Annotated in this window: 11 protein-coding genes and 1 tRNA gene; 4 read left to right on the top strand and 8 right to left on the bottom strand. The window is 50.0% G+C overall.

Annotation, left to right across the window (positions count from 1 at the left end; genetic code table 11):
- Nucleotides 1-237 precede the first annotated feature (237 nt).
- From BZJ18_RS06085 to yejK, 4 genes are all read right to left on the bottom strand, one after another.
- The gene (locus BZJ18_RS06085) at nt 238-1,629 is read right to left on the bottom strand and encodes a TRAP transporter large permease (protein ID WP_077455733.1); all 1,392 of its coding nucleotides are present in this window, start codon (nt 1,627-1,629) and stop codon (nt 238-240) included.
- Complete coding sequence (locus BZJ18_RS06080; RefSeq protein ID WP_077455732.1) at nt 1,626-2,198, bottom strand: TRAP transporter small permease; 573 nt, start codon at nt 2,196-2,198, stop codon at nt 1,626-1,628. The genes BZJ18_RS06085 and BZJ18_RS06080 overlap by 4 nt, the downstream gene beginning before the upstream one ends.
- A gap of 71 nt (nt 2,199-2,269) precedes the next feature.
- Nucleotides 2,270-3,250 carry a TRAP transporter substrate-binding protein gene (locus BZJ18_RS06075; protein WP_077455731.1) on the bottom strand — a complete coding sequence of 327 codons (981 nt, stop codon included), beginning with the start codon at nt 3,248-3,250 and terminating at the stop codon, nt 2,270-2,272.
- A 218-nt stretch (nt 3,251-3,468) separates the two neighbouring features.
- Complete coding sequence (gene yejK / locus BZJ18_RS06070) at nt 3,469-4,485, bottom strand: nucleoid-associated protein YejK (RefSeq protein ID WP_077455730.1); 1,017 nt, start codon at nt 4,483-4,485, stop codon at nt 3,469-3,471.
- 77 nt (nt 4,486-4,562) lie between these two features.
- On the opposite strand from yejK, the gene BZJ18_RS06065 reads away from it, so the two are divergent.
- The 3 genes from BZJ18_RS06065 (at nt 4,563) to BZJ18_RS06055 (ending at nt 6,882) form a co-directional block, all read left to right on the top strand.
- A complete protein-coding gene (locus tag BZJ18_RS06065) occupies nt 4,563-4,781 on the top strand; it encodes a YejL family protein (RefSeq protein ID WP_069590037.1) in 219 nt (72 codons plus the stop codon).
- Nucleotides 4,782-4,823: 42 nt separating this feature from the next.
- Complete coding sequence (locus tag BZJ18_RS06060) at nt 4,824-6,698, top strand: DUF3413 domain-containing protein (protein WP_077455729.1); 1,875 nt, start codon at nt 4,824-4,826, stop codon at nt 6,696-6,698.
- A 107-nt stretch (nt 6,699-6,805) separates the two neighbouring features.
- Nucleotides 6,806-6,882 (top strand) — tRNA-Pro (locus tag BZJ18_RS06055).
- A 43-nt stretch (nt 6,883-6,925) separates the two neighbouring features.
- On the opposite strand, the gene BZJ18_RS06050 is transcribed toward BZJ18_RS06055, so the two are convergent.
- A complete protein-coding gene (locus tag BZJ18_RS06050) occupies nt 6,926-8,998 on the bottom strand; it encodes an alpha-amylase (RefSeq protein WP_108743124.1) in 2,073 nt (690 codons plus the stop codon).
- Between the two features lie 118 nt (nt 8,999-9,116).
- Nucleotides 9,117-12,065, bottom strand: a complete 2,949-nt coding sequence (locus BZJ18_RS06045) for a bifunctional diguanylate cyclase/phosphodiesterase (RefSeq protein ID WP_077455727.1) — start codon at nt 12,063-12,065, stop codon at nt 9,117-9,119.
- Between the two features lie 235 nt (nt 12,066-12,300).
- Here BZJ18_RS06045 and BZJ18_RS06040 point away from each other — a divergent pair, with 235 nt between their 5' ends.
- Nucleotides 12,301-13,059 carry a sulfite exporter TauE/SafE family protein gene (locus BZJ18_RS06040; RefSeq protein ID WP_077455726.1) on the top strand — a complete coding sequence of 253 codons (759 nt, stop codon included), beginning with the start codon at nt 12,301-12,303 and terminating at the stop codon, nt 13,057-13,059.
- Nucleotides 13,060-13,069: 10 nt separating this feature from the next.
- Here BZJ18_RS06040 and BZJ18_RS06035 read toward each other — a convergent pair whose 3' ends face one another.
- A complete protein-coding gene (locus tag BZJ18_RS06035) occupies nt 13,070-15,022 on the bottom strand; it encodes a DNA topoisomerase III (RefSeq protein ID WP_077455736.1) in 1,953 nt (650 codons plus the stop codon).
- 98 nt (nt 15,023-15,120) lie between these two features.
- Nucleotides 15,121-15,669: an NAD(P)H nitroreductase gene (locus BZJ18_RS06030; RefSeq protein WP_069590027.1), complete on the bottom strand. Its 549-nt coding sequence runs from the start codon at nt 15,667-15,669 to the stop codon at nt 15,121-15,123.
- Nucleotides 15,670-15,683 lie beyond the last annotated feature (14 nt).

Below are 15,683 nucleotides of genomic sequence, written 5' to 3'. Positions count from 1 at the left end.
GTGGTGAGCTATCTAAGAAAATGTGGCTTTAACCTGGCGGATATAAGGCAAATACTGGCTTCTATCCGCCAATTTAGGCGTTGGTCGGTAACGACCACTCTCTAACAAAAAATATCGCGATCGCGGCCTACGGCCGCTTATCAAAAAGAACCCCGCCTAAAAAGGCGGGGTTCGTCAGCAATCTGAAGGCGCCGAATCGGCGCCTTCTTTGTTTGCATACCAAGCACTCGACTCTCGCTAGCGCAGTGAATCGAGGTACTCAGGTAAAAAGAGCGAAATTTGCGGAATGTAGGTAATCAGCATTAAGAACACCAGTAGCAAGCTTAGCCAAGGCAGCGCCGCCTTGATTGCCCAACCAATGGACTCACCAGTAATCCCCGCCGTCACAAATAGGTTCAGCCCAACCGGTGGGGTCAGCATCCCGATTTCCATATTGACCACCATAATGATCCCCAAATGAATGGGGTCGATGCCCAACTGCATGGCGATAGGGAACAAAATCGGCGCCATAATCAACAAAATCGCCGACGGTTCCATAAAGTTTCCCGCAATCAATAGGAGAATATTGACCACAATTAAAAAGCCCCATGCAGGCAGCCCCCATGCCACAATGCTTTCAGCAATGGTATGTGGAATACGCTCAGTGGTCAGAACATGAGCAAACAACATCGCATTGGCAATGATAAAGAGCAGCATAATGCTAACCTTGGCGGCATCTTTTACCACATGGGCCACTTCTTTATCGGTTACCGAGCGTATCATCACCCACGGCAGCTGGACGATATTACGCCCCCAAGCACGAATTGATGACTCGCCCTCAACACGCCACGGGGTGTCTTTCAGCGGTCCGATATCACGGTATCCCCACACACTCACCAACCATGCGTACACAGCCGCAACTGAAGCCGCTTCAGTCGGGCTGGCTATGCCACCATAGATAGAGCCCAACACAATGATGATAAGCATGAGCCCGCCCATCGCTCGCGCCCCTGAGCCAAGCACTGCGCTAACGCCTGGGAAAGGTTGCGAGGGTAAGCCTTTAATGCGTGCGACAATGTAAATCGCGACCATCAGGATCCCGCCCATCATTAAGCCAGGAATAAAGCCCGCCATAAACATCTTCGAGGCAGACACTTCCGTTGCCGCCGCATATACCAGCATCACAATTGACGGTGGGATCAATATCCCCAAGGTGCCCGCATTGGCGATTACCCCAGCGGCAAACGCTTTTGGATAGCCTGCTCTTACCATCCCAACAATCACAATCGATCCAATGGCTGCAACCGTTGCAGGCGATGAACCAGAGACAGCCGCAAACAGCATGCACGCCATGACAGATGCCATCGCTAATCCACCACGTACATGGCCGACGCAATCAACTGCAAAATTAATTAACCGACGCGCCACTCCTCCTGTTGAGAGAAAGGCAGAAGAGAGGATGAAAAAAGGAATCGCCAACAGCGTGTAATGGTGCGTCGTCGCTTCAAAAAGTTTCAGAGAAATCGAGGCAAGGGAATCATTGGAGAACAGCAAAATAGTACTGACACTCGATAACCCCAGCGCAATGGCAATGGGCATGCCCATGAACATGCACAAAAACAATAACCCAAACAAAACCGCAATGGTCATTTTGATTCCTCCTTGCCTTCCGCTGGACGGCTTGTTGGCATACCCTCAACACCTTCTTCAGCGAGATGCATGCTCTCCTTCGCTTCATCAGCAAAGCCAAACCCCAGACGCTTGCCTTGAATGACTTCGATAGCCACAGTGATCATGCGCAGTCCAAGCAAAGCGAACCCGATCAGCAAGCACAGCATGGCTTTCCACTTTTCTATCGGAATATCTTCCATTTCAATCGCAATCAGCTTCATCTTGCTCAGGTAGACCCAACTGCCATAGAAAAACAGCACGCAGTACACCATGGCGAGCGCCAGTGCGATTAAGGTCACTGTCTTTTGCAGTGACGGTGAAAAGGTTTTCACCAAGGCATCTACCCCAATATGCGCGCCTTCTCGGATCCCCCATGACGCGCCAATCAGCACCATCCAGGCCGATAAATACAAGGTGGCCTCTTGTGCCCAAAGTAAGCCTTCGTTAAAGAAGAAACGCAGCACCACCTCCACAAAGACCAACAAGGTCGTCGCCACCAGCAGTAGCCCAATGACGGTTTCTTCGAATCGATGCAAGAACTTGATCATCCTACACTCCCTACGGATGAACCCGGTCAGACCGGAGATAAAACAAAAGCCGGGGTATCCCCGGCTAGATATTATTGATTGGCTTGTACCGCCGCTTGAATCAAGTCAGCACCAATCTCATCCTCAAATTGCTGCCACACTGGCTGCATAGCTTCGACCCACTCACCACGCTCTTTATCGGTCAAAGTGAGAATTTGGCTGCGTCCTGAGTCAATGATCTTCTGGCGGTCATCATCTGCTTTTTGTTGCGCAATTTGATTGCCATAAGCCACTGACTCATCCAACGCTTTTTTCAGCACTTCACGGTCAGCATCTGGGAGTTGCATCCAAAATTCCGCCGAGGTGGTAACCATGTAATCAAGCACACCATGATTTGAGGCTGTGATATAAGGCTGAACTTCAAAGAACTTCTTCGAATAAATGTTTGACCAGGTATTCTCTTGGCCATCAATGGCTCGGGTTTGTAGAAGGGTAAAGACTTCTGAGAAGGGCTTTTTAAGCGGCACCGCGTCTACCGCATCAAATTGTGCCGCCAACACATCCGAACTCATGATGCGGAATTTCTTACCAGACGCATCACTCGGTACCCGTAGTGGCTCACTGGCAGACAATTGCTTGAGGCCGTTATGCAGATAGCCCAGCCCGATCATGCCTTTGCTTTTGACCGACTGCAGCAACGATTGCCCCGCATCTGATTGCTGAAAACGGTCAACCGCTTCCATGTCCTCAAACAAAAATGGCAAATCGAAGACTTGGAGTTTTTTGGTGTACTTGGAGAATTTAGATAAAGAAGGGGCAATAAACTGGACATCACCAAGTAGGAGCGCTTCCATCTCCTTGCCGTCACCAAACAATTGTGAGTTTGGATACACTTCCACTTCGTATTTGTCACCAATACGCTCAGCGACAAGATCTCGGAAATGCAGCGCCATTTGTCCTTTGGGCGTGTTTTCTGCCACCACGTGGGAGAACTTAATCACTTCAGGGGCAGCGTGAGCTGCACTCACTAACGTGATCGATAGTGCAATTGCAGACAATGTCAGCTTTTTCATTGTTCAACCTCTTTCCTTGTGCCAGTGAGGTCACTCATGACATTTGAGTGACGTTTAAATAACGTTTCGTTTACGTTTTAGGCACTCAAGGTCAATCTGTGAACAAGGAAGAAGGAACAATTCAGCGTGGATCGACGAAAACGGGATCGGACCAAAAAGAAATGGGTGAAAATTCACCCATTACTGATTAGCCTCATCGATCACTTTGGTCTTGATGATTAGTCGTCGCGACTGGTTAATCGTCGCTGCAGTTGATCACGCAGATTAGGCGGAGTGCCTTTGATAGTCAGGGTATCGGTCTCTGGATCATAAAAGACGCGTTCACCTAACAGCATGGCATCGAAGTTTACCGATAAGCCGCCACCAGCCCCTACAAATTTGGTAAGTTTTCGCATGGTCGTCCGATCGGCAGGAAATTGCTCTTCAAGCTCATAACCTTGTTGATTGGCATACTGGTAGAAATCGACACCGTCAGGCGTTGGCGGTAATTCTTGAGCAAGCTCTTTCACTACCACTTCATCACCTGATTTAAGTTGATCATTACAATAATCAAAGACCTGCTTGCGATACGCGTTCTTTTCTTCTTTTTCCAAACGCGCATCATCGCAGTAATCTTCCACGGCCTGCATCAACACTTGGTTTTGCTGTTTACTGTCCATGCCCACTTGCGCTTGCAAGAAGTCGAGGAAAAAGTCAGCAATTTTGCGTCCGACTCGGCCTTTGATGAAGGACAAATATCGGTTGGAGTCTGCGTCGGTCTCCCATGTGGAGAGATCGATGCGCGCCGCAATATCCATCTTACTCACGTCAAGGTACTCAGTCGCATTGACGTCAAGCTCATCCGTCACCCGCAAACTGTGCTTAGATTCGACCACTCCAATAAACAGATAATCGGTCGCAAGCGCACGATAATGCGCCATAATTAATGTACCGCTGTCGGCAAAGGGGTACTTAGCAAGTTCATTACGCAGACGTTSGACAGCTTTTTCAGAAAAAGTGCGAAAGTCGAGGGCTTGGTCACGATATTCCTTTAACCACTGCTGAAATTCACTGTCAGTGTCAAATAAAGCAAACCCTTTGCCTGCTTTTGCGTGATATACCCGATGTACATCGGCCATCAGATTGTCAGTTTGATCGTTGAGCGGTAACGGTCCGTCACGAAGATGAACGTTAAGCGAATCATCATCTTGCTTAACGATTTGATGCAATATTACGTTAGAAAGCGTGAGGCTCATGATTGAAAAGATTTTCAGTAAGACTAAAGTGTGGGTTATTATACGCAGCTTTGGTTTTATTACGACAAGACGAATTTATGCCTGTAACTTCAAAGTATGACGACAAACAAGTGGAACGCATCATCAGTGATGTTGTCAATGTGTTAGAACAACACGATGCGTCAACAGATTTGTCGCTCATGGTGGTCGGTAACGTCGCCACCAATATCCTGAATCAGAATATTCCTGCCGCGCAACGTCAGGCTTTTGCCGAGAAATTCGCCCAAGCGTTGTTGTCTTCTATCGACAAACAATAACGCACCGTGCAGCAGCATCTTAAAAGAGAAGAATAAAGACGTATGGTTGATAGCGGAACATCGTATCGTGACAAAGTATCTCAGCTGATTAGCTGGGGGCATTGGTTTAGCTTTTTTAACATCATTGCCGCTATGTTGCTTGGCACACGCTATATCAGCCAGTCAGGATGGCCCGAAACGCTGTTAGGACAAACGTACCTGATTTTTAACTGGGTCGGCCATTTTGGCTTTCTTGTGTTTGCGTTGTACATACTGATCATCTTCCCGGCGAGTTTTATCATTCCCTCACAGCGCTTAATGCGCTTGTTTGCCGTACTGGTGGCGACCACGGGCATGATGGTGTTGCTGCTCGATATTTATGCCTACGAAACCCTCCACCTCCATCTTAACCCCTTGGTGTGGGAGCTGTTGTTAAGCGGCGAAAAAACTGACATGAATGCACACTGGCAATACCTCTTTGTTGCCGTGCCAGCTATCTTTATTCTCCAATTAATCATGTCAGAATGGGTGTGGCGTAAACTTCGTAAACTGACGCGCAAGCGCATCGGGATCCCGGTCGCGACCGTGTTTGCAATCTGCTTTATTTCTAGCCATCTGATCCATATTTGGGCTGACGCATTTATCTATAGTCCCGTGACTGCGCAACGCTCGACCTTCCCTGTCTCCTATCCAATGACAGCGAAGACCTTTATGGAAAAATATGGCTTGCTGGATAGGCAAGAATACCAACGTCTCCGCGAACAGCGGGGTCAGGAAAATAGCGAAGTCATTCGCTATCCCTTAGAGCCTCTCGCGTTTGCACCGGATGCGAGTAAATATCAGAAAAACCTATTGATGGTGATGATCGAGGGGCTGCGCGCCGACATGCTCAACCCAGTGACCATGCCGCACCTTTACCAGTTTGCCAATGAGAACCTGTGGTTTAAAAATCACTTCAGCAGCAGCAATGACGACATGGCTGGGCTGTTTGGGCTCTTCTATGGTCTTCCCGGCAGCTATGCACAAAGTGCACGCACGGAAGGCCTGCGTCCGGTACTCATGAATACATTGAATAATCGTCGCTACCAGATTGGACTATTCAGTGGCGATGGTTTTACCAATCCAATTTATTACCAAAGTATCTTTAGCGCCGACTTACAAAGCGATGATCTGCCTGATCTCCCCGCTTGGCGGGCCGATGCCGAAGCAGTCTCTCAGATGCAAGCATGGCTTGCGACGCGTGATACATCGCCTTGGTTTGGTTATCTGGAGCTCGCCACCGTGAGTGACTACGAGCAAAGCGGTGACTATCCACAACCATTCCAGCCGTCATTAGATAGCGCGATGGCCGGCGTCGATACCCAAACGGCGCTGGTGTTGAAAAACAGCTACAACAACGCCGCGCACTATATCGATGATCAGCTTGGCGCTTTATTGGAAGACTTGAAACAATCGGGACAGCTCGAAAACACGGTGGTTATGATTACGTCCAACCATGGTATGGAGTTTAACGAAACCGGTTTAAATACATGGGGTTCTAACACCAATTACAGCCGTTATCAGTTGCAAGTACCCTTGGTCATGCATTGGCCAAACCAAGCCCCAGAACAAATTACCCATTACAGCAGTCACCTAGATGTGGCCCCCACCTTGATGGAGTCCATGCTGTCAGTGAGCTCACCTGCTGAAAACTACAGCAGTGGGACCAATTTGTTCGAGCTGAAAAATCGCCCGCGTAAATGGGTTATTGCTGGAGATAGCCGTGATATCGTGGTCGTGCAGCCACAAAAGACCACGGTGGTAGACAAATTCGGCAACTATAAAGTGTATGACAAGCACTATACCCCTTTACCGGAAGGTAAACCGCAGCTGTCTGTATTGATGCAAGTCATGCATGAATTGAAGCGTTTCTATCACCCAGAAGAGCATGACCGTTAATTTCAATCACGAAGTGGCGCATTAATAGCCAAACGATTGAAAAACAGGAAAACAATGCCGTTGAGTAATTGACAGCTGTGAGGGTGATTCGTAATATAGCGCTTAGTCGGTCTGTAGCGCAGCCTGGTAGCGCACTGTCATGGGGTGTCAGGGGTCGCTGGTTCAAATCCAGTCAGACCGACCAGTCTTCTCGCCCGCCACTCTCTGAGTGGCGGGCTTTTTCATTTCTACGGTTGGCGTGTGGTTCGACCGACAAAGGCGGCAACAATGGTGTCATCACCTAGCTGTCGGGAAAAGACATAAGCATTGTCTTGGGCAATGGCCCGATGTATCCCTGCGCCTACGGCGGGATGCTGCTGTCTAAACTGAGCCACCTTACGCCAATGGGCTAACAAACGCTGTTGCTCTGGAGTACGTGACCACACCATGTCAGAGCGCGTGCCCTGGTGGAAATCATCTCCATAGGGACCCAAGTCTCGCCCAACCTCATCGCCATAATACACTTGAATAGCCCCCGGTGTGAGCAAGAGTGCATTGGCCGCGCCGCGTTGCATCGCCATATCTTTGAAGCGGCTAAAGAACAGCTCGGTATCATGTGACGACATATAGCTCACTGGAATAAAATCCGCTTCGTTTTGCATCGTTTGGGCGTAAGCATGATAAGTGTCTTCCATTTGGCTGAGACAGTACGCACCTTTGTCCATCTGTTTTTGCAGGTCAAAGTTGATGAGCGCATCAAAACCTTGATCGAAATACGGGCTGCGATAGGCGCTGTGGCCCCACACTTCTCCCATCATCCAAAAAGGCGCGCCGGACTGCTGATGCTTCTGTCGCCAAGATGCCAAAGCGGCACTGGCTTTCTGCTTGAGCGCTCGCCAGATCTCACCATCGACATGTTTAACCGTATCGACGCGAAACCCATCTATCCCAAAGCGTTCAACCCACTGAGTTTGCCACTCAAGTAAATAATCGCTAACCGTATAGCCATCTTGAGCTTTTACACGTGTGCCAGGGTTATCAAGCAACCACTGAGGCGGCGTCACTGACTTGGTCGATTCGGTTTTAAAATCAGGAAGCCCTGCCAAAGTCAGGGTTTGATCGCTCGATCCGGGTGCATCGTAGCCCGGTAGTCCCGCTCGTACCCAATCTTTACCCCACCAGTGCTGCCAGTTTGCGCTTTGATAATCCACTGCTTGGTGAAAATCATGCCAACTTTGCCCTTTTTTGGGGTGCCAATCTTGCCATTGCGGTGGTAACGCGTCCGCATTCACCACCTCAATGCCATCTTGTTGTAAGTCCGCTAAGGTGGCGTAACCAGGATGGTTAACCACTACATCAAGAAAGACCTTCATGCCACGTTGATGTGCGGCCTCTACCAGTTTTTTCAGCACCGCATCATCGCCAAAGTTTTGGTCTACTTGCGTAAAGTCTCGCGCCCAATAGCCGTGATAAGCATAAAAAGGAAACGCGCCTTTACTGCCGCCTCCAACAAAGCCGTGTACCTGCTCGACAATGGGTGACAGCCAAATCACATCCGTACCCAGTGATTGAATATAATCGAGCTTTTCGAGCACCCCCTGTAAATCGCCACCATGGAAGGTACCAATGTTCTGTTGATTATCGGCGTGGCGACCGTAGCTGTGATCATTGCTTGGATCGCCATTGTGAAAGCGATCAACCATCACAAAGTAGATATTGGCATTGCGGTAGGTAAATGCCTGAGGTTCGCGCTCGGTCGGCGCTAATAATATCAATCCACCGCTATTTGATGCTGGGGTCAGCGTCACCTGATGGTCGCGAACACGTACAACCTGACCGCTGAGCGCCTCTTTCAATAGTGTGCTATCGGCGAATGCCTCACCAACAGTAAGGGTGACAGGGCCACCGCGATAAACTGGGCATTGCACATCAGGCAAAGGCCGTTTAAACACAGTCGCGGTTTTTTTAGGTTCCCGCTTAATACTCAGTGTGTGGGTGCTAGGATCGAAATAAAAGCCATAATCACCGGCAAAGCGAATATTGACCTCAAAGTGGCTCTGCGCATGGCACGATAAAGGAATTGGCGTGTTGAATTTGGCTTGGCTCGGTGAGGTCGCGTCACATTCACCGTCAAGCCTACTAACCGAGACCTTGTAAGTGTTTTTACCCAATGAGAAAACAGTGGGATGCTGGTCAGTAAGCGGCCCATCCGTTTGCGTGGTTGACGTTGAAACCGTGATATGTGGCGCTGCAGACACCGAGGCTGAACAAGCAACCGCCACAGCCAGCGCAATGCGCCGCCAAGAAAATAAGGGGATCATGATCGTGCTCCTTGCCATTTTCTACTAGGGTAAAAAAACAGCAAGGTGATAACATCATTCTTGGCTCTCAGCCCTAAAAGTGTGAGGGCTAACCAGAGAGGGCGGAGTTAATCGGTTGTCATAGACTCTCATTAATGCCGAATAGCTCGGCGATCTCGTCCGCGGGCACAGGTCGGCTATACAGAAAACCTTGTCCGAAGGTACAGCCTAGCTCACGCAATATCGCTTGCTGGTGAATGGTTTCAATCCCCTCTGCCACCACGCCCATGCCGAGACTATCGGCCATTGCGATCATCGCAGACACGATCGCCACTTCCTCTTCATCCGGTGCTTCACTTTGGATATCTTTGATAAAGTGTCGATCGATTTTCAACTTAGAGATCGGGTATCGTTTTAAATAGGCCATCGACGAATACCCAGTCCCGAAGTCATCAATCGCAATACCCACCCCTTTTTCTCGCAACTGCTCCAACACTTTCAGTGCACTGGCTTGATTTTCAATTAGGGTGTTTTCGGTGATCTCCAACTCGAGAAAGCGCGGATCGGCGCCCGTTTTTTCCAGTGCTTCGGCCACGACCTGCGTAAAGGTAATATCCGCTAGATTGCGTGGTGAGATATTTACCGCCAACGAGACCATCAGACCCGCATCTTGCCACTGTTTTAACTGACGACACCCAGTTTCCACCACCCACTGGGTGATATCGTGAATAATCGAGCGCTCTTCAGCCACGTCAATAAAATGAAACGGCGAGAGCACGCCCCGTTCAGGATGGTGCCAACGCAGCAGTGCCTCAACACCAATAATGTTGCCGGTCACAAGATCCACTTGTGGCTGATAGAAAAGCTCAAGCTCTTCGTTTTGCACGCATTGCCGTAGCTCGACCGCTAAGCGCAATTTATTGTTGGCTTCGACGGTTAGCGCATCATTATAAAACGCATACGTGTTGCGACCCGATTTTTTGGCGAAGTACATCGCAGAATCGGCAAAGGTTAGTAGTTCTTCGGTATTGGCGGCATTGTCTGGGTATTGGGCAATGCCGATACTGACACCGATCTGAGCATCAATCCCCCCGCTGAGCACAAACAAGCGGTTCATCGCCTGAATAATGTCTTCGGACAAACTGACACATGCGGCTTTGTCACTGTGAATTAAACGCAGCACCACGAACTCATCCCCGCCCAGTCGCGCTAAGGTGTCCCCTTCTCTTAACAAACCATACAAGCGTTGACTCACCAGCTTTAGCAGCTCATCGCCCACGGCGTGTCCGTGGCTATCATTAACAAATTTAAACTGGTCAAGGTCGAGGAACATCAGAGCCAGTTTGCCATGAGCCCCCATGGGCATCTTGAGTGCTTGTCTAGTGCGAGATGTCAATAGCAAGCGATTCGGCAAACCGGTCAGTGCATCATAGTGCGCCAAATCAATCAGCTTTTTTTCTGAGTCTTTTAGCTTGGAGATATCTGAAAAAACACCAACATAGTTCACCACCTCACCGGCGTCGTTCTTCACCACACTGATAGAAAGCAGTTGTGGATATACCACCCCATCTTTGCGCCGATTCCATATTTCTCCTTTCCATCGGCCTTGTTGGGCAACCTCTTCCCACATTGCGCGGAAAAAGGCTTTATCATGACGCCCCGAGTTAAGAATGGACGGATCGTTCCCTAGAACATCCTCTTCTTGATAGCCGGTAATGGCGCTAAAACCGCCATTGACTGCCACAATCTTGGCGTCTGCATCCGTCACCAGCACCCCTTCGCTCGATTGTTCAAAGATTTTTGCGTTGAGCATCAGCTTACGCTCGACCTCAAGTCGCTCTGAAACATCATGGATCACGGAAAAGAGTAATTTGACATGGCCTATGGTGATGGGTGAAGAGTGCACCTCAACCTGACGCACCTCACCGCTTTTTAAACGGTGAGAGAAGATAAAGTAGTTTTTATCACGCTGACGCGCTTGGGAAAGACTTTGACGCAACGCACTCTCAGTATGGGTATTAATATCGCTGATCCGCATGGATGTCAGTGTCGCATGATCATAGCCGTAAAACTGCTGAGCACTGTCGTTGGCATCGACAATGTCGCCACTTTTGGCATCCAATAGTAACATCACAGCGTCGTGACGCTTAAAAATACTGCGGAAACGATGGCTATCATCCACAACCCGACCAATTGATTGTGCAAAGCTGCGACCAGCATTATAGCGACCGTAGAGTCCTCCTAGCCAAAAGCCGAGTACAATGACACCCATTAGCCAAACTCTCGGGTGCCAACGCACACCGTGCCAGCCATCTTCAGGGATCCCGAGTAAACGCCATTGACCTGATGGCAAACTCATCGTCACGATGACCGGATCCTGCGTGTGTATCTGCGGCGTCCCATAGACAGGCTTAAACGACTCAGTCAGCCGTCGGCGACCTTCTAAGGCAACTTGAACGGGTAATCGCTCCCCTTGGGTAAAGCTGTCGGTAAACAACGCCTCAATGTCTAGCACCGTGGAAAGCACGCCCCACGGCAGGTGCTTACGGGCATTGGTAATGCTTTGTCGCGCAATTAACGCCGTTCCACCTTGCAGCAACTCAACAGGCCCTGAGATCACCGGTTTATCAGAGGCATGGGCGTTACGCACGCTTTCTAGTTGTGACGGAACATCATGATAATCCGTACCGAGCAGGGTTTCGCCCACCGACTCCGGATAGACATGACTAATCACCCAATTTCGYGCGGCACCAAAATTAAGAATATGGGTAGATTGAGACATCAATTGCGCCGCGAACTCGGCAAATGCCTCTTGGGTAAGCTCAGGATTTAAACTGATATAGGTTGCTAGGCCGTAGCTTAAATCCATGTTTTGTGTCACGTTAAGCTCTATACGAGACCGATAGGCCAATAATGCCGCGCGCACTTTATCTATCTGTTTATCATGCTCTTGTTGGTATAGCCAGAATTCCACTGACGCGACAACAAGCACGAAGACCATGATAGAAATCAGTATATTGTATATAAACCCTACTCGGGCCGAACGACGGGCGACAGAGTCTAGCGCCGAGGGAACTGCTTGCTGCATGACGCAATACAACCTTATTTCGCCCACTTTTTTAGGCGAACATGATGAACAACTTCAGGCGTAGCACGGGATTATATAACCGCCGCGTAGAATCGCCAGCACTTAGGGCCGGTTTGTGATGAATGGTGTCCGACAACATGGTTTAGATCAAGTAACACATCAAAGACGTTGCACGACACATAATACGTATTGACATAGTAAGAGATGCTGGCTTTTTAGACATCAGGAGACAAGGATGACACTGACCATGGAGTATGGCGCGATATTGGTCGCGCTTGGGTTTATTGCCGGTATTATAAATACCTTAGCAGGCGGTGGATCGAACCTGACACTTCCAGCGTTAATGGTCATGGGGATGCCTGCCGACGTCGCCAATGCGACCAATCGCGTTGGCGTGTGGTTACAATGCGCCTCGGGGATGGCGGGCTTTAAACGCCACGACAAACTTGATACGCAAGATATCTGGCCAGTGCTGGTACCCAGCTTGATTGGTGGCTTACTTGGCGCACTTGCCGCCGCTTGGCTGCCCACCAGCTGGGTGAAACCTCTTTTACTGGGGACGCTACTTGCCATGACAGTGGTGATGTTAGTCAAACCTACCACCCTCACCCCGCCACCGGGAACACCGATTAAAAAAGTGAAAGACTCACCGAGTGCGTGGCTGGGTTTATGTTTAGCAGGGTTCTACGGTGGCTTTGTCCAAGCTGGCGTTGGCTTTGTGTTACTGGCGGCTTTATGCGGTACCTTGAATTATGATCTGGTGCGCGGCAACGCGCTTAAGCTGGCTTGTACACTTGCATTCACCACCTTATCGTTACTGGTTTTTATTGCTGATGATCTGGTGCGTTGGCTGCCGGGGCTACTCCTTGCCATCGGCACCATGACTGGCGCACGCGTAGCCGTCAAATTTGCGATTTCTGCCAATCCAAAGACGCTCAAACTCTTTTTGTTTGTCATGACGTTAGTGGGCTGTATTGCCGCTTATGCGTTTTAATCCCATAGCATCAGCCTGTAGACGCTTGTCGTTTGGGGGCACGCTTGCGCCGGGGTGTTTTATCCCCCGTGCGACGTTTACGGGTAAATTGACGCTTGGGTGGCGGCGGCAAATTCTTCAACGATGTGGGGGGCGGTGCGGTTTTTACCGTCTCAATCAAACCTCGTAATTGTTCGGTCAATGCATGCATAAAAGGTTGATAGGCGCATTTTTTTTCTGCCATGTCTTGCAGTTGGCGCTCCCATTGCGCGGTCATATCTGGATAGGTTGCGCTATCCGGCAACGCGGCGATTAGACCTTTTCCACTCGGTGTCGCATGTAAGGTTTTGCCTTGGCGCTGTAACAAGCCACGCTTTAGCAACAACTCGATGATCCCGGCTCGGGTTGCTTCAGTCCCTAAGCCATCGGTTTCTCGTAAAATATCCTTCAGTTTTTTATCTTGCACATAGCGACCAATCCCCGTCATCGCCTGCAACAGGCTCGATTCGGTAAAGGCGGCCGGCGGTTCTGTCATACAATCTTTTATCTCACCGCGCTCACACACTAGTTGCTCGCCCGGCTGTAAGTGAGGCAAGGGGCTCGCTGACGCCTCAGCCACTTGCGTATTCGGCAGTAGCGAACGCCAACCTGCAACGGTCAAGACTTTTCCTTTGGCAATAAAGCAACCGCCCGCGATATCAAACACCAGTTTGCCTTCTGCATATTCCGCCGGTGGATAAAATTGCATGAGATACTGGCGCGCGATGAGCTGGTAAAGTTTGGCTTCATCACTAGAAAGCCCAGCAGGCGCCGCTTTTGCGGTGGGAATAATGGCATGGTGCGCGCCGACCTTTGCATCGTTCCATGCTTTGTTCTTTCTAGAGGTATCTGCCTGGTCGCACGCATCGATAAGCGGTTCGCACCCTTGTCGAATCGCTTGCACGACTTTACCTGCCTCCGCAAAGTGACCCTTAGGCAGGTATCGACAGTCCGAACGCGGATAGGTAATCAATTTATGTCGCTCATAAAGCTGCTGGCAGRTATCTAGCGCTTTTTGCGCACTAAAGCCAAACCGTTTGGATGCATCAATTTGCAGGGCCGACAAATTATAGGGCAGCGGCGCAGCCTGCTTGCGGGTTTGACGCTCGGCCTCTGTCACCTTTGCCGGTTGGCCAGCAATACGATTGGCAACATTCTCAGCCAGAGCGCGAGAAATTACGCGCCCTTGTGCATCTTGCCATTGCGCGCACGCGTCACTAGGCTGCCATCTAGCTCGGATCATTTCACCTTGATACGGCAACAGAGCATCGAGTTGATAGAAAGGATGAGGGACAAAGTCTTCGATTTCTTGGTCGCGACGGACCACCAAACCCAGTACTGGGGTTTGGACACGTCCTACAGACAGCACGCCTTGGTAACCCGCTTGTTGACCGAGTAACGTGTAGGCACGCGACAAATTCATCCCATAGAGCCAATCAGCGCGAGAGCGCGCCAACGCTGACACGGACAGCGGAACAAAGGCGTGATTGTCACCCATTTTGTTGAGCGCTTTTTTCACGGCCGACACGTTTAGATCGCTGACTAACAAGCGCTGAATACGTGCCTTTTTCGCTGAACTCACTCCCGCATAATCAATGACTTCATCAACCAGTAGTTGCCCTTCACGATCAGGATCACCTGCGTGTACGAGGTGATCAAACTGCTTGATCAGTTTTTTCACGATCGCTAATTGACCAGCCGCTGATTTACGCGGACGCAGTTTCCATTGCTGAGGCACGATAGGCAGATGTGCTAACTTCCATTGCTTGTACTGGCTGTCATACGCGTCCGGCTCGACTTGCTCAAGCAAGTGGCCGATACACCATGTCACCACATCACCGTTGGCGGTTTCGATATAGCCTTTGTGGTTTTTTTGCGGTTTGGACAAACCGGCGGCAATGGCTCTGCCGAGGCTGGGCTTCTCGGCGATAAATAGGCGCGCCATATCACTCTCTAACTCTGTGCAATGAACCACATGGTATGCAAAGCGTATGGCGGGCGCAATAAAAAACCTGTACATATGCACAGGTCTTTAAAAGTGAATTAGAGATACTTCACGTATTTGCTGGTATCACGCGTTGGCGCATTGGCCGGTGCGCAATCTGGGGTGCCGAGATATAAAAAGCCGACAATCGCATCATCACCATCTACATCTAGCGCTTGACGCACAACAGGGTGATAGGCAAAGGTGCCGGTACGCCAAAACCCTTGAAAACCTTGCGCAACTGCTGCCATTTGCATTGCTTGGGTGGCACAACCGGCGGAGATATGCTGTTCAATCGTCGGGACTTTTTCATGAAAGCGTGTACGCGCAATGACCGCAATGACCATCGGTGCGCGAAACGGTGCTTGTTTCGCTTTTTCTATCGCAGTATCGTCCGCGCCATCGGCTTTCGCGGCCTCCACTAAAATCTGAGATAGCCGCGTTAATCCTTCACCTTCACACACCACAAACTGCCAAGGCGTTAATGCGCCATGATCAGGGGCGCGCAACCCAGCTTGAAGAATGTTCTCTAACGTTTGTCCGCTTGGCGCTGGTTCGGCTAAACGTGGAATAGAGCGGCGCTGTAATAGCAAATCAAGTGCGTTCATGGTCTTTTCCTTGT

The sequence above is a fragment of the Salinivibrio sp. IB872 genome (assembly GCF_001995345.1).
Taxonomy (GTDB): Bacteria; Pseudomonadota; Gammaproteobacteria; order Enterobacterales; family Vibrionaceae; genus Salinivibrio; species Salinivibrio proteolyticus.
The sequence above is the reverse complement of the archived record's forward strand: the minus strand, read 5'-3'. Positions and strand labels throughout refer to the sequence as shown.

Coding starts and splice junctions, on each gene's coding strand:
- BZJ18_RS06085 (WP_077455733.1), bottom strand. CDS start 1,629: ATGACCATTGCGGTTTTGTTTGGGTTATTGTTTTTGTGCATGTTCATG.
- BZJ18_RS06080 (WP_077455732.1), bottom strand. CDS start 2,198: ATGATCAAGTTCTTGCATCGATTCGAAGAAACCGTCATTGGGCTACTG.
- BZJ18_RS06075 (WP_077455731.1), bottom strand. CDS start 3,250: ATGAAAAAGCTGACATTGTCTGCAATTGCACTATCGATCACGTTAGTG.
- BZJ18_RS06065 (WP_069590037.1), top strand. CDS start 4,563: ATGCCTGTAACTTCAAAGTATGACGACAAACAAGTGGAACGCATCATC.
- BZJ18_RS06060 (WP_077455729.1), top strand. CDS start 4,824: ATGGTTGATAGCGGAACATCGTATCGTGACAAAGTATCTCAGCTGATT.
- BZJ18_RS06050 (WP_108743124.1), bottom strand. CDS start 8,998: ATGATCCCCTTATTTTCTTGGCGGCGCATTGCGCTGGCTGTGGCGGTT.
- BZJ18_RS06040 (WP_077455726.1), top strand. CDS start 12,301: ATGACACTGACCATGGAGTATGGCGCGATATTGGTCGCGCTTGGGTTT.
- BZJ18_RS06030 (WP_069590027.1), bottom strand. CDS start 15,669: ATGAACGCACTTGATTTGCTATTACAGCGCCGCTCTATTCCACGTTTA.